Below are 15,147 nucleotides of genomic sequence, written 5' to 3'. Positions count from 1 at the left end.
GAAATCGATCAAGGCCCAATCTTAAGGGCTAATGAGTTAGTAAGTGATGAAATCGCCACTGTTGAGTCAAATCCCTGGAACCAAGAGGGCATGCATCAGTTTGACCCGTGGTGTATTGGAGACAAATGGATTAGCGCTGTAGACGGTTGGAATCGAAGGGATCCTGTGACCGATACTGGGTACGTCTTTTCTATTAAAATCTACAGCAGCCAAGACAGTCGTTGTGGCGTTAACTAGGAGCTAGGTGGGCTTGTACTGACTATGGTTCATCTGACATTTATGCTCTTTCGGATGATTGTTGGATGAACTTCTAGTCAGTACGCTTCATAAAACTGGCCGTTTCGCAGGCACTCTGATAGGGGTAAAAATGTCTTTACTAGATTGCCGCTTTCGCGATAGCGCCTGAGAATACGAGTAGAAAGAGTGCCGTGCCTCAATATGTATGTGATTACAGATAAAACATTTTCATTACAGCAAGAGACCTTTTCGAGAATAGTTTCTAATAATTGAAAAGCGGTACAGGGATTATTTAGGCCAAATATATTTAATAATTCGCCATAGCTTATTTGTGCCATTTCGCCGTCTCTAATAGTGGCATCCAATACTTCTCGTAGTCGCATCGTCTCTAAGCTGCGCACTCTATTGAAGTCGCAAAATTTGCCGAGTATTATGTGTCTTAAGGTGGTTATCCAAAATTCCGCTATAGCTAAATCTATAAACGGCGCTTCCTGCACATCGAAAAGGCGAATTTCAATGCAATTTCGGTCAAACCTAGCTATTGCCCCTCGCGAGTTTAGCCACTCGTTTTTTAGTAAGCCCGAAGCGTCTATTTCCCCAATGTCAGCATACATCGGCTGAAGAATTTTGTCGCCGTACTCCTGCTTAGTAGATATGCGTTCCGGTATCGCAAGGCCCATAATCGATGGAATCTTTTTTTGATTTTTTAGGTAGTGTTGCAAGCGGTTACTGTGAATCCCACTTACTTGGCCATCTATAATGGGAGAACTAGACGAAAGAGCCGGAATGAGGGGCAATATGCAGCGAATGGCAGAGTGCAATTGTTCAAATTCGCTCTCATTGCCAAAGGGTAAATTCACGTGCATGCTCTGGAGATTTGCCCACCCATGGCGTTTGCATCCAAAGAGTCTATCGTAGGTGCGATAAATCTCTCCACCGTCGTGTGGCCACAACTTAGTTTCTCTTTCCGGATTCATCCAAGGGTGAACTCCAGACGGCAACAAGATTGCGCCAAATTTGTCGAGGTATGAATCGATAGTATTAATTTCATCACTAAACGCAGAGCAGAGATCCAAGACATTTTTAGATGGCAGGGGATTTTTAAGTTCGACTACGTGCAAAGCTAGCTCGTTTGACCAATCAATTATTCCTCTCTCTACGGTGTCGAGGAATGAGCCAGATGCTGCCATAAATAGTTTGTCGGCAATTGGCATAACATCTAATGATAGCTTGTCTGCTATCATGTACTCTAACTCAATGCCGAAAACTTCAAGAAGTTTGTAAGCTCCCATCGGGTGTCGATAAACTACCTCATTTCCAGGCGTTTGTAGAAGGTTTCCATGATGCGGCGATATAGGTAGTCCTGGGCAATCTTGTCTTCATACCCTTTTTCGATACTTGGATTGTCATTTACTTCAATAATATAAAATTTCCCATTTTTTTCTTTAATATCTATGCCATATAAACTGTTTCCTATGCATCGCGAGGCTTCTATGGCAAGTTTTATAGCCTCCTTAGGTGCGTCTCCAATGGAGGATACATCGACATCGCCAGAATCCATTTTTGTTTTAGACTGGTTAATTATTTGCCAGTGGTCTCTTGCCATGTAGTATTTACATGCATAAATGGGTTCGCCATCTATTATGCCAATGCGCCAGTCAAAAGTTGTGGGCATGAACTCTTGGCAAATAATTAGGTCAGTATGCTTGAAATATTCCTTGCAAATATCTTGTAGTTCATCCTTGTCTTCGGCTTTTTTTACTCCCAGAGAAAATGCGCTGTCTGGCTTTTTTACTACTATGGGGAAGGGTAGTTTCAACGAAGATAGATCGGTTCCCTTGGCAATGATTTGAGTTGCTGGAATTGGAATGCAGCGCTTTTGCAGTGAATAGTTTAGATAAATCTTATTGCAGCATCTCAGAATAGAAGTGGTATCGTCGATGCATATTAAGCCATCTTCTTCCGAAAGGCGTGCGAACTGAAACGTGTGATCGGTAACACTTGTAGTTTCTCGAATAAAAAGTGCATCGAATTGTGGCAATAGTGGCAAATCTTTTGGGGTAATGATTTCTGCTGCTATGCGACAATCTTGTGCAGCAGAAATAAATTTCTTTATTGCACCGCGATCCGACGGAGGATGTTTTTCTTCTGGGTTCAGCAAAATTGCTAAATCATAGCGCGTAAGTTTTCGACGTTTGGAAATGGAATTGCTCTTGGCAAAGTAATTGCGCATTGCAGAATATAAGAATTCTTTGTGATTCTCTGGAACGTCCTTTAGCGAAAGGACTTTAACGCGCTGAATGCTCCAAAAACCACCCTTTTTGATAAAGAAGGCCCGCATTAAAGGGGCTTTAAATTGCGAAAAAATTTGTCTGCTAAGTTGGTTGTACTTCTGAGCGAGGTTCTGCCCAAAATAGATGCTAAGCTCAAATGTGTTACTGCTTATGGACGAGAAGAGTTTTTCTAGTTGCAGTTCAAAGTTTTCAGCTATAAAGCGGGTGACGGACTGGAGTTGCAGATCCATCATCGTTAGCACGTTAGGTAAAGGGCGATGCCCTCTTGCCTCAGCGATTAAGGATACATAGTAACCTTTTTTGCAATACGACAAGTCGCGACAAAGATTAAATACGCGAACCGAATGCCGCAAGTGGTTTGCGTTAACGAGATATTCATCGGCTTCGAGAATGTCCACTTGGGCGTCATCGAAATCGATATCTGATTTTTTGTTGACTATTATGACGGTCTTCATCTGCCTAGGTACAGAGTCTCATGATTAGGAAAAAACAAGAAAGGACAAGCATAAAAATTTCATTCACCACCTATGGGCCAGCGCCATTTTAGGGGGCCTCAATAAAATCGATATTAATGTTTGAAAGACATATATAAGTCTTTTTAATATCGTATAAAGGCCACCATTCATAAAGAAAAATATTAATGGGTTTCCACATCGAAACCCAGCCAGTCAGGAAAAGACCCTCCTTAAAGAAGAGAGGCCAAAATGACTTTGTATTTTCCGGTATTAATAGAGCAAAAGAAACGGCAATTGTTAGGAATGCGGCCCCAATGATAAGGGATTTTACGCCTACGCGCAGTTCGGCCCTGATTTTCTTAGCCATTTGCTCGCTTTCGTATAGAAAAAATTCGTGAATAGCTTTAATAGCATCTTCCTTTTGCACAGCAGTGTGCATTTCCTTGTTTACGTGGATGAGTAGTTTTTCGACTTTTTCAGGAGAAATGTCCTGGACAGACGATACTATATAGCTTACCGCATCGTCGTCCAAATCCTTTTCGCGAAAAGGTGCTGGATCCCTTTCGTCGAAAAGCTGCTTAAGCTCATTTACTTTAATTTCAACGACTTTTTGGTTTCTGCTGCTTCGCCTAGTTTCTTGACCAAAGTACATGCCGTTAAAGATACCCTCAAGAAAATGGTGACCCCTACGGGAATCGAACCCGTGCTTGCGGCGTGAGAGGCCGCTGTCCTAACCGCTAGACGAAGGGGCCAAGCTATGCGATAAAAAGCATGGTTTAGCTCTTAAATAATTTAGGTGCTAAAGACGTATACTTATAATACGTTATTATTAAGAATAAAAGGCTTTCTTTTGGATGAAATAAAAAAATCTATTGGCTCCGCAGTGCGGTGGGAGGAGAACTGTTTTTTGATAGCTCCATTTACACAAAGTAAGCAAAATACTATATTCCCCGGTTTAAGTATCAGCGCCTCTCAGCGCGCCTAGTTTGTTCGCCCATGGTGTAATGGTAGCACGCCAGATTCTGACTCTGGAAATTGAGGTTCGAGTCCTTGTGGGCGAGCCATTTATAGCATTTAGAAAAAGGATTTTTGTAAATGGTATAAACAGCAAGTGCGTAAGCACTTGCCAATAAACAACAACTGCCGTTTCTAAAAAGTAAAATACTTACCTACTTTTTGAAAACGGTTTAGCTAAGAAGCCTGTCGATATATTCTGGGACGTGCGCCATAAAAGTCTCGATTCCGCGCCTTATCCTTTCAATGATCCCAAAAAGATACAAGCCATCCACAAGGCAAATAAATGCAGTAATCGCAATAAAAATAAACATCGTTGGCGTACTCTTGTCTTCTCTTTCTAGCCTACGAAGGTCATCGGGGTGAACAATTCGAATGTTATTCGAGTGGTCGTCGGTGACGGCAAGCCGCTCGTTAATCGTTTTAAGACTAGGCGCATCTTTTTCATCAATGTAGGATTTCGTCATTTTGCTTGTGGTTTGTGCTATATAGCCAAGTAATTCTAATTATAGCCTAAAATTAGAGCTTTGTAATGATGTCTAGATCGATTATAGTATGAAAAAAAATGTTCAGGCTTTGTAGTTGTTAGCCCCTAATTAAGCGCGGAGGTTTGCTTTGGGTCCCTATGAACTCAACTCTACAATCACTTACAAGCGAGTAATTAACGCTGGCCTTTGGACAATCCGGCTTAAGCCGGACGATTTGTCGCTTATCAATTTCTTGCCGGGCCAGTATGCAGAACTTGGCCTTTTCTTGCCGGTGGAGCAGTGCTCTACAAGCAGTGATAAACCTGCTGAGGTTAAGTCGAGTGGTTTCGTGCGTCGGCAGTATTCTATAGTTTCCAGCCCGCGAGATAAGGAGGGCATAGAGTTTTATTTGGTATTAGTTCCGGAAGGGCGACTAACTCCAAGGCTTTATGAGCTGGCTGAAGGGGATAGATTGTGGATAGGGCCCAAGATGAAGGGTAAGTTTACGATGGAAGAAATTCCAGCTCGAAAACATCTAGTGATGATTTCGACTGGAACCGGGATAGCTCCCTTTATCTCAATGTTGCGACACTACAGGGGGCAAAATCGCTGGGAGAAACTTGTCTTAATTCATGCGGCGCGCGTTTCTGGTGATTTAGGGTATCGCGAAGAGCTAACGTCAGTGAGCCGCGAAGATAAGAGCGTCGTCTATATTCCTACGGTTACGCGCGAACCACAAGGTTCTACCTGGGCAGGGCATCGCGGACGAGTTCAAACGCTCCTAGAAGACAGCGTTTACGAGAAATTGGTAGGGGACTCTTTAAGTGCTGACAAGTGTCAGGTGTTTATGTGTGGCAATCCAGACATGATAGAGGTGGTAAGCTCGAGTCTGGAAAGCAAAGGCTTCTCAAAGCATTCCCGAAAGATGCCTGGCAACATTCACTTTGAGCGATATTGGTAATCAATGCCAAAATAAGCTAGGAGAGAAATCAGCTAAAAAAATCACTCGAGAACCACGTTGTGGAGTAGGAGTTTAAGGTCATTCTTATCTTTCGACGCTAGGTGGTCGTAGATTTCTTGTCCGTAGATCCAAAAATAGCTAAATTCCGCAGTTTCGCCGGCTGTCATTCTTGTTTTTTCGGGAGTTATGCGCGTGCGAAAGAGCAGGTTGCCACTTGCGTCCTGGACGATTAAAATAGCATCCCACTTTCCAATAGTTGTCTTCTGCAAATTTTTAATCTGAATGGTTAATATAACTTTTGACGGATTCCCAGACTCTTTTCTCGAGATATGCTTAACATCAAAACCTACAATTCTTAAATGTTCGACCGGTTGCAGAGGCTTATCGCTTGGCATGGGTGCGCTTAAATTGCTCGCTAGCGACGCATCCCTCATCCAGCCCGTAATGCTAACCTTAACCCAGCCATCCTTTTCTTCGAGAATTTCTACAGGGGTTCGCTGGTTAGCAATGGCCAATTCTTCTCCATTCGGGCTACTTAATACCCGCTGCCCAGGCGTTTGAACGTAGTAGTGAACTTTTGTGTCTTCGGCAAATGCTAAACTGCATGTAAAAACGACGACAGTGAATATACCGACTGTGTAATATTTGAGGTTCATTGTTAAAGTAATCCCGTTGCTAATAATATCCAGCGCTGCTCATGTAGACTATCAGGGGAAAAACGACTCCAGGTGCGCGCCTTGAAAATAAAGTGAATATTACCATCTAATGCCACGACATCGGAAGGAGGATTTTGATCCCTGGCGCCTCTCTTAGCAGCTTTAAGCAATGAGTCGTTAAACGCTCGACTTCCAGAGGAATCTGTCAGCGTAACTGATATTAGTTCGCCAGTCGGGGAAAGCATCGCGTCAACAGTTGCAAAAGAACTAATATTTCGCAGATCTCTAGGTGCGAGATTTCTTTCGCTCGTCTGTTTAAGTGCAGCAAACACTTGCGTTGCAACGCGCCGCACAAAAACGGCGTGGCGATGAGCTTTGGTGTTTAAAAAGGTGATATCCCCGTCGGGAATGTTTGGCAAAAAATCTGGCTGACCACCGTCACCGCTAAGGTAATTAGCTGAGTTTCCATGAGAAAAAGGTTGATATCTAGCCATTAGCTGCGCATTGCTCTTAAGCGTTGTCGTTTTGGTTGCAGTTTTATCATTCTTAGTCGGTCTTAAATGGCCTTTATCGGATAAGCTGGCGAGAACAGACGTATCCTCGAGCTTTAGGCTCGGTTGCTTATTTTTTTTTGCAATTCTATCTGCACCTTCTGTTCCCTTGCTAACAGCTTTGCTTATCTTAGAAGCCTTTGTTGACGGGATAGCTGGCGAGGGATTAGTAACTTTTGATGGCATCCCGCGCTTTATTTGCTCTCGCTTCGTAAAACGATTCTCATCGCTAAGAAATTTAGCTGTAGTACTCACTTGCGAGTCGTCCTCCTTGGGGAGCGAAACTATTTGCTGTGGGTCGTTTGCATCAATTCGTTCCGACTTAAGCTTAATTAATGAGATAATAGGGGATTTTGCACTTCCTATGTCTTTTTGTACAGGCACGACGTATAATATCCAGCCGTGAAGCATTACTGACATAAATAATGCTGTAGCGAAGGCTGTGTTAGAGTGTGCTTGGCTGTCCATTCGATGGTCTATATAGTGGCGCATAACTGTAATAAACAACTAATACCGTTTGCAAAAAGTAAAATATTTCACTTACTTTTTGCAAACGGTATCGAATAGTAGCTTATGGAGGGGAATTAAAGTGTTTGGTCTTGGCACCTCGGAGTTATTGATAATATTAGTGATAATAGTAATCGTTTTTGGCGTCGGGAAACTGCCAGAATTGGGTGGAGCTTTAGGAGAGGGCATAAAGAATTTTAAGAAGAGTTACAAGGATGCAAAGATGCTGGACGTAACGCCAAAGGAGACCAAGGAGGAGGAATCTAAATCCAGCTAAATAATATCAATATTAAAAAAAGCCTTTTGTTATAGGCCTTTAGGCTAGATAGCGAATGTCCTAATAAAGATTCTTGCTAGGCTTTCAAGCTAAGCCGCTTATTCGCCGATTAAGTTAAGTAGCACTCTGTTTTTAGGGCTATTTATGGGATCAAAGGCGGATACTGGCACTGCTTCTTTACGGCTATCGCGTTTTTATGCTGACTCGCTTCAGGCCGTAAAATGTTTTGAAGGGCTACTTCAAAGACTCGTTGCGAATAGTGCAAAAGAGGTAGTTTTTGCACACAGCACCGAAGCACTTGAGATTCAATTTTACAAGTCCGTTTGTTTTAGAACCAATAGGGATTCTTCTCCAATCGATGTTTTTAAAGTTAGTACTGAATTTTTTCCCTTGCTGAGAGATGTGGTGCTAGCTCGCGCCGTTTATTGGCCGGATCCTGGAGACGTACTTTGGTGCACGAACCAAAACAGGTCTAAGCGATTAGCTATTGACAACAAGCAGTATGGAAAATTGCTTATCGATATTGCAATTGATAGCCAGGCGCAAGATGGCGAAGAAGTTGATGTGCTAAAGCTTAGAGTACTCGAGCACCCGCACGGAATGTCTCTTACGCTGGACGGAGTTAGCGAGCGGAATAAGGAGTTTTTTGAGCAAGGCCTAAGTCAAGCAACCGGTATTGTCTTAGTCAGTGATGGTGAACGATCTGCTGCTGTGAGTGCAGGCGCAAGAACTTTGGCGTGCAGGCCTGATGCTTTATTGTTTCACAATGTTCATTCTTTTACCAAGGCAGTAGATGCTTTAGAAAAGGCGACTAGGAACTTAGTCGTAGTTAGCCTGGCCTCGCAAGATCCTGTCGAGATGATTTTTAACTTCGCTGGTTTACTGGGCGATTCGCGTGATCTGAAGCAGCAGTATTTTTCGGCTCTTAGGCTGGCCTACGTGCATAAGCGCGTTCGCCGGGTCTGTCATGCCTGCGCCCGCTCGTCTGCGGCAGATCCAAAACTATTAGAGCGACTTCCTATGGCAATTAGGCCTGCTAAAAACAGGACGTATCTCTTTGGACGAGGTTGCAGCGAGTGTGGGGAACTAGCGTATAAGGGCACCATTGGCCTCGATAGCCTTGTATATGTAGACGAACAGATGCGCCAAAAGATGCGTGAAGACAAGTCCATTACAGATATTACGCAAATTGCCTATCGCAAGGGCGCCAGGAGCCTAATGGAAGATGGCCTGGATAAGGTATATCATGGGCATACGAGTTTTGAAGAACTATTTGGGGTCGTCGCCGATATTAGCCGCGCATTTGTAGCCTCTATAGCGAGCAGTAAATCGGATAGCGATGAGACCCCTATAGATAGAGAAATTAATGCGGCCCTAAGCTCAGTGGGAGATGAGTTTTTTGTCGATTCTGCTGCTTCGACAAAGGGTTCGCGGCGCGTTCTCCTCGTCGAGGACGATCGCGATCAGATGGAAATTCTAAAAATAGTTTTTCAAAAAGAACAGTATGAAATTCTACAGGCCACTAACGGCAAAGAGGCCCTCGAGATACTGGATTTTAAGCCCGTAGACATCGTCGTATGCGATCTCATGATGCCAATCATGAATGGCGAACAGTTTGTAAAAGAGCTGCGCGCTTCAGAAAAACTAAAACGCCTTCCAGTTCTGATATTAACCGCAGTGGGTGGTTCCGATGCGGAATGCAATTTGCTTGAAGTTGGTGCCGACGATTATTGCTCAAAAACCGTCAATCGCAAGGTGCTGCTAAAACGAGTCCAAAAACTACTAAGCAAGTGAGGCCTTGTGCTCGATCGGCGTCAATTATTTACTTGCTAAAGCGAAATTTGCAGATGCTCTTAACGTCGCAATGAAGGCACTTCACTTCTGATGGCAAGGGTTCGGCAGGAACTCCGTCGATAATTGCTCTCATCTCGGCAATTACCGAATCTAGCCACCTTCGGCGCTCGTCGTTGCTTTCGATGCGAACCGTCCTCGCCTTGGGGCCCATAATCAATAATCCATAAGGTGGCTCAATCCCATCGACGTCTCCTATGAGGCGCATGTGAAGTAGTAGCCTAAGGACATGTCTGTCTCGCACCTTGTTCGTACTGGTGTATCGATCTACAGGGATAATGTGCTTATCTATTTTATAAACAGCATCGGGTTTGCTCGATAATCCATTTTCTTCAGACAAATATTGTCGTTCCGGAATAAGCGAGCTGTCTTTTACTGCTAAGGCTCTAGCGTTTTCATCAATTCCCGCCTCTTTTTTTGAGACTTTGCTTTTGCGATCGAATAGATCCCATACAAAAATTATTACTCCAAGAATAATAATGATAATATATATTCTATCCCAATGATGACCATTCGATTCGCTCCATAAGTTACTAGCCTTGTATATTATACTGTCCTCTTGCAGCTCATTGTGCCGATCTAGTAAAAAAACGACGAAGACAAATATGACTAAAAGACCATAGGCAATGCCGGCATACCGCTTTAGCTGTGTGGATAAATCCTGAACCTTAACCCAATTACTGCGCTGTTTCTGTGTGGTGGCACTGCGCTCAGTCCGCCTAAACAACTTTTTATCGACGTACTTTAGTCGCCAGCTTTCGGGGCAGACAGCATAGTCGCCAACCTCGGCATCAGATATCAATACAAGCGACCTTTCCTCCGTCATTGATACATAATACCGCAGTGATTAGTAGCGAATTGCTGAGTTGCAGGCGTTGGCGAGCTGCATCCATTTATAATTATTAGCCATCCTAACAAAACGGACTGTAAAAAAAAACATGTGAGTAACCGAAAACCCATTTTGTAGACGCTTAGTCATTAGCTACTAATATGCCAGCTAAAGCTCCAATAGTTATATTTCACAAGGATCACCCATTGGACCCCTTGGGCGCAAATGCTGGAGCAGAGACTGCAACAGTAATGCTCGCTACAGCCCTTGCTAGGCGAGGCAATAAGGTATTTGTGGCGGCAAATCTCTCAAACGTCAATGGAGCAACTTCTATAAGCGCAAGAGGCGTAACTTTTATAGATTTCTCGGAAAACTTCGATACAACTCGCGTTTTTGAGACTCTTGAACGTGGTCCGAATGCCCTGCCGAATTTTAACTTAATAGTAGCCTGTCGAGGGCAAGCTTTGCTAGAGAGCCGCTATAAATCCCAAGTGCTATCGCGGCTGTTTATCACCCACGAACCATCGGCAACGGCTTTTGGCGTGCAAGCCGCAGTGATAGGAAACGTTGCCGATAGGGTAATCTGCGTTTCAGAAGCACAAAAAGCAGGCATGGTCGATGCCGGGTGTAGAGCCGACAACATTGTAGTGGTGCAAAATGGCGTAGACCTCGAGACATTTTTACCAGGCGATGCCGATACCAGAAATTATCAACGATTAGTGTTTGTCGGAGCCTTAGTGATAGATAAGGGCGTTCATTTGCTCCTTGAAGCCTTTATCCAACTTAAACGATTCTTCCCACAACTGACACTGGATATCTATGGCTCAGCTGCTCTTTGGGGGAGAGGTGATTACTTTAATGTGAGCGATGTTGAAAAGGCCGTTTCTGGCCTCACATTTCATGGCGCAGTGCAACAAGCAGTCATCGCAAAGGCTTTTAGTGAGGCTGGCTTATTGGTGTCCCCATCCATATACTTTGAATCCTTCGGACTAGCAGTCGCTGAAGCTCAAAGTACAGGTCTTCCGGCTTTAACCGCCAAAAACGGTGGCATGGGCGAAATAGTCTTGGATGGCGTTACCGGAAAACTGTTAGAGGAGATATCGGTAGATAGTCTAGTTCGAGAAATTCGCCAGCTCATTGCAAATCCAGAAGTTTTGCGAAAAATGAGCCTAGCAAGCCTGGAACTAATGAGGCCAAAATATAGTTGGGATAAAACCGCTCTAGAAATAGAGTGCGTAATTAGAGAATGCGAGGAAGACAATCGTGCGGCAAGCTCCGCTTCTAAGTGCATCAGTGCAGGACAAAGAGCGCCACAAGTCGAACTGCTTGAACCAAAAATTGGGATACTAAGCACTTTTAATCAGCGTTGCGGCTTAGCTACGTATGCGTCTCACTTGCTAAGTCACTTTGGTGACGTAAGCTATGCGGTTCTTGCGGAAGAAACTAGCGATAATAGTCTCACTAAACCCGACGAACCCTTTGTTAAGCGTTGCTGGAAGCGAAACGCATCGGACTTTGTCGAGTTAGAGCAAGTAATCAAAGCAGAAAAAATAAACATACTCTACCTAAACTGTCACTATAGGTTTTTTAAACAACCGGAATTCGCAAAGTTCCTGTTGAAGCTCAAATCCTATGGCGTTAAGACCATTTCGCACATCCACAATCCCTTTACAATTGACGACGGACTCGCCGCGCTAGTTGCTGTTTCGTCAAAAGTAATAGTTCATACTGCAGAAAATAGGCTCGAAGTGATTGCAAACGGGGCTGAGCCGGCCAATGTGGTGGTTATAGAACACGGTGTGAAAGCTGTTGCTTCGGATGTCTCAAAAGAAGCGAGACATAAGGTGCGCATTCGTCGCAATGTCCCGCTTAGTGAAAACACAGTCGTGTGCTTTGGATTCATCCAGGCACACAAGGGAATTGATGAGGTGATTAAGGCCATAGCTGATTTAAAAAGGCGTTTGCCGAATATCCACCTTTATATTATTGGTGAGCCACATAAGGAGGATCCTAACGGCCATGCTTATAGCAGCTACCTAAGAGAGCTAGTAAGCAGCAATGGATTAAGTGGACAAGTCACTTTTCTAGGAGAATTTGTAGATGAATCAGTAGTTACTGATTACCTCAGTATAGCCGATGCGGTAGTTATGAATTATCGCTCGAACTATTTCGAGGCCTCCGGCGCAATAGCGTTGGCGCTCGGGTGCGGGGCAGCAATAGTTACGTCGACAGCCCCGGCCTTTGCTCGAATGCAAGATGCGGTGTTCCACGTTACGGCTGGCTATCCGCTAACTACTGCAATTGAGGCCGTGGTGTCGAACGAAGTGTTAAACAACGAACTGCGCCAGAACGCCGTCAAATGGGCTAGGCAATATTGTTGGGAGAATGTAGCGGGCGCGGTGTTGCAATTATGCCGAGAGGTAGCAGCCGATAACGGCAAATGGGTGGATGAAAGCAAACGAGACAATCAGCACCGAAAGGATCAATCTTTTACTCAGCGGGGAAGAGCTATGAAAATCCTAATGCAAAATCGCAGTAACGCACTAACGCATCCTGGAGGCGATACCGTGTTGATGGAACGAGTTCGCCAAGAGCTAATCAAACGGGGACTAGTGGTCGATGTTGACTTGGATGGCAGAAAAGACCCCAAGGAGTATGACTTGGTTCACCTTTATAATTTTGCAACTCCACAGGTCACAGAGAGTTATGCGAAAAAAGCCAGCGAAAACGGCGTGCCGTTTATAGTGAGTGCTCTATATGAGGACCTGCCGCGGTTTTATAACCAAATGCTTGCCCATTATGAGGTCTTGAGGGGATACATTCAAGTTGGTCAAAAAAGAGATAAGTGGGAATCCCTGTTTGAGTTGGCGCAGAGGAGTAAACCCAGCGGCAGTTACAACAATGCCTGGGTTGCCGAGAATGCTGAGGCTCTAATAGTATCAGGTGAGCACGAAAAGGCGGTTATCGAGCGAGATTATCCACGACATGCTGACATCGCCGTGTGTAAATGGGGTTGCGATTTAGAGGGGGAGGGAGATGCTGGAAATATGTTTTTCCGTGAGACCGGCATCAAGGACTTTGTGTTGTGCGTTGGAAGGCTAGAAACCAGGAAAAATCAGCTTAGTATTTTAAGGGCGTTGGAAGACAGCGACTTGACGCTGGTATTTGCGACTGGAGGTTTTACCTATCAGCCAGATTACGAGGAAGCTTGTCGTAGATTTAGGCGACTGGGGCGGACAGTATTCCTTGAGCGAGTGACGCCACAGATGCTGGCGAGTGCATATAGCGGAGCAAGAGTTCACGCGCTCGCAAGTTGGTATGAACTCCCCGGCATTGCCTCTATGGAGGCTGCGCGTCTTGGAACTAATATCGTGGTAACTGATTTCGGAACGGCCAGAGACTATTTCGGCGAGAGTGCTTATTACTGCAAGCCCGACGACATTGACGGCATCGCGAACGCCATAGTTGCAGCTTACTACGCACCGATGCGTAGAGGCCTTAGAGAATCGGTGGCAAATTGCACGTGGAGCAATACGGCAGAAGCAATTCAAGCCCTTTATGATAGAGTGCTATCTTGTGCTCGAGCTGGTAGTCGAAGTAGCTATCAGCTATCATCCTGGAGCAATAGTGATCCAGTGCATACTATCCAGAGGTCGCTTGAGGAGGTTCAAAGGACAGCAGAAACTGCTCAAAGCGCCGTGTCTAAGATTGCTACGGCGATTGTCGAGCGGCCGAATTTATCTCAGGCCGCCTCGCTATGCGAGCAGGCGGATAACTTGTTAAGGGGCAAAGATGTTATCGGGGCACGTGAGAGATATGACCGCGCCATAGCGATAGACTCTCAGTGTGGGCGAGCTTATAGGGGAAAAGGGATTGCGGCGCTGGAGGAAAATAATCTCGAACTTGCACGGAGAGCCTTTGAGATAGCAATCGACCTAGATGCTAATGATGCCAGAGCCTACGCGGGTTTAGGTTTATGCGAACTATATGACGGGAAGCCGCGCGAGGCGTTTTTAAAGTGCAAAGCGGCGAGCGAAAGGGCCCCAGATGATGTAAACATACTGCTCCAGGTCGTAAATATCGCCTATCCACTTAATGAATTGGTAGAGCTTGAGAGGATAGTAGCGCGATGTCTGGAGCATAATCCCGACAATTTAGAAATTCGCTACTGCCTGGCCGGATGTTATTTTAAGCAAGGAAAGTACGCGGCTGCGAGCAAGACCGTCGATTGCATACTGCTAAGAGACCCCGGCCACGAAAACGCATTAGAGCTAAAAACATTAATTGAGACTAATGGTATCGCAAAGGGAACGGCGGAGGATAATATCGTGTTGAGACATTCGGATGAAATCGAGTGTCTATTGCGGGAGGTCGAGGAGTTAAAGGGAAGCAGAGAGTTGCAAAGAGCAATTGCCGGAGCAGAGAGAATAGTAATATCTGGTGAAGCATCGTCTTCTCAGCGGGCACTGGCGCGAGTGTTAAAAGCTGAGTGTCTCGCACACGCGGGCCAGCTTGATTTGGCTGAGCGCGAGTTTGCGTTGGTTATGGACGATAAGATTTATGCCTCTCGTGCTTTGACCGGGCGAGGGGTCATATCAGCCGAAAAGGGTTTATGGGAAGATGCCAAAAGGAATTTTCAAACTGCTGTGGAGAAGCACTCTCGCAATGATGCTAGCTTGGCGGGACTCGGGCTATGCTTCGTGCGGGAAGGCAATTTGGAACAAGGGTGGAATTATTTTCGAGAAGCACTAAACGTAAATCCCGAAAACATGAGAGCTATTCTCGGAGTTGTTGAAGTTGGGTACAAACTTAATAGGGTAGGGGAAATTGAGGCTGCTCTTGCCGCTTATCTAGATATTCACCCGGCAAATGTGTCTATTTTATATGCTAGTGCAGGTGCTCTATATTTTCAGGGACAGAGGGAAAAGGCACTTGCACAGCTAAGTAAAATTCTCATTTTTGAGCCACAACACGCTCTGGCTAGAGAATTAATTGACAGGATCGCGGCTGGCTCGGTAGATGGAGCGCGGCTTGGAATATAGTTCATT

The 15,147-nt window shown here is 44.9% G+C and carries 12 protein-coding genes and 2 tRNA genes; 6 read left to right on the top strand and 8 right to left on the bottom strand.

Annotation, left to right across the window (positions count from 1 at the left end; translation table 11 throughout):
• Positions 1–237 (top strand): hypothetical protein (locus tag IT291_00140; GenBank protein ID MCC6219630.1); only part of this gene is annotated, 237 nt, incomplete at its 5' end.
• Between the two features lie 77 nt (positions 238–314).
• Here IT291_00140 and IT291_00135 read toward each other — a convergent pair.
• The 4 genes from IT291_00135 to IT291_00120 form a co-directional block, all read right to left on the bottom strand.
• A complete protein-coding gene (locus tag IT291_00135; protein MCC6219629.1) occupies positions 315–1,529 on the bottom strand; it encodes a glutamate--cysteine ligase in 1,215 nt (404 codons plus the stop codon).
• 14 nt (positions 1,530–1,543) lie between these two features.
• On the bottom strand, positions 1,544–2,986 hold the full coding sequence (locus IT291_00130; protein ID MCC6219628.1) for a RimK family protein: 1,443 nt from the start codon (positions 2,984–2,986) through the stop codon (positions 1,544–1,546).
• Positions 2,987–3,074: 88 nt separating this feature from the next.
• Positions 3,075–3,638 carry a hypothetical protein gene (locus tag IT291_00125; GenBank protein MCC6219627.1) on the bottom strand — a complete coding sequence of 188 codons (564 nt, stop codon included), beginning with the start codon at positions 3,636–3,638 and terminating at the stop codon, positions 3,075–3,077.
• 25 nt (positions 3,639–3,663) lie between these two features.
• Positions 3,664–3,738: transfer RNA gene (locus IT291_00120), tRNA-Glu, on the bottom strand.
• Positions 3,739–3,976: 238 nt separating this feature from the next.
• Here IT291_00120 and IT291_00115 point away from each other — a divergent pair.
• Positions 3,977–4,050 (top strand) — tRNA-Gln (locus IT291_00115).
• Between the two features lie 123 nt (positions 4,051–4,173).
• Here IT291_00115 and IT291_00110 read toward each other — a convergent pair.
• Positions 4,174–4,467 carry a hypothetical protein gene (locus tag IT291_00110; GenBank protein MCC6219626.1) on the bottom strand — a complete coding sequence of 98 codons (294 nt, stop codon included), beginning with the start codon at positions 4,465–4,467 and terminating at the stop codon, positions 4,174–4,176.
• Between the two features lie 148 nt (positions 4,468–4,615).
• Here IT291_00110 and IT291_00105 point away from each other — a divergent pair, with 148 nt between their 5' ends.
• On the top strand, positions 4,616–5,428 hold the full coding sequence (locus tag IT291_00105; GenBank protein MCC6219625.1) for a ferredoxin--NADP reductase: 813 nt from the start codon (positions 4,616–4,618) through the stop codon (positions 5,426–5,428).
• A gap of 41 nt (positions 5,429–5,469) precedes the next feature.
• Here IT291_00105 and IT291_00100 read toward each other — a convergent pair whose 3' ends face one another.
• Both IT291_00100 and IT291_00095 read right to left on the bottom strand, forming a co-directional pair.
• A complete protein-coding gene (locus IT291_00100; protein ID MCC6219624.1) occupies positions 5,470–6,084 on the bottom strand; it encodes a hypothetical protein in 615 nt (204 codons plus the stop codon).
• A 2-nt stretch (positions 6,085–6,086) separates the two neighbouring features.
• Positions 6,087–7,055 carry an energy transducer TonB gene (locus IT291_00095; protein MCC6219623.1) on the bottom strand — a complete coding sequence of 323 codons (969 nt, stop codon included), beginning with the start codon at positions 7,053–7,055 and terminating at the stop codon, positions 6,087–6,089.
• 169 nt (positions 7,056–7,224) lie between these two features.
• On the opposite strand from IT291_00095, the gene tatA reads away from it, so the two are divergent.
• A complete protein-coding gene (tatA, locus tag IT291_00090) occupies positions 7,225–7,419 on the top strand; it encodes a twin-arginine translocase TatA/TatE family subunit (GenBank protein MCC6219622.1) in 195 nt (64 codons plus the stop codon).
• 144 nt (positions 7,420–7,563) lie between these two features.
• Positions 7,564–9,213 carry a response regulator gene (locus IT291_00085; GenBank protein ID MCC6219621.1) on the top strand — a complete coding sequence of 550 codons (1,650 nt, stop codon included), beginning with the start codon at positions 7,564–7,566 and terminating at the stop codon, positions 9,211–9,213.
• Positions 9,214–9,241: 28 nt separating this feature from the next.
• On the opposite strand, the gene IT291_00080 is transcribed toward IT291_00085, so the two are convergent.
• Positions 9,242–10,096, bottom strand: a complete 855-nt coding sequence (locus IT291_00080; GenBank protein MCC6219620.1) for a Dna2/Cas4 domain-containing protein — start codon at positions 10,094–10,096, stop codon at positions 9,242–9,244.
• 164 nt (positions 10,097–10,260) lie between these two features.
• Between IT291_00080 and IT291_00075 the strand changes: the two genes are divergently transcribed.
• Entirely contained in the window at positions 10,261–15,141 is a 4,881-nt protein-coding gene (locus IT291_00075; protein MCC6219619.1) for a glycosyltransferase, read from the top strand.
• The last annotated feature ends 6 nt before the right edge of the window (positions 15,142–15,147 follow it).

This window comes from Deltaproteobacteria bacterium (assembly GCA_020845775.1).
Taxonomy (GTDB): Bacteria; Bdellovibrionota_C; UBA2361; order SZUA-149; family JADLFC01; genus JADLFC01.
Note: the sequence above shows the minus strand (reverse complement) of the source record. Positions and strands in the feature narration are given on the sequence as shown.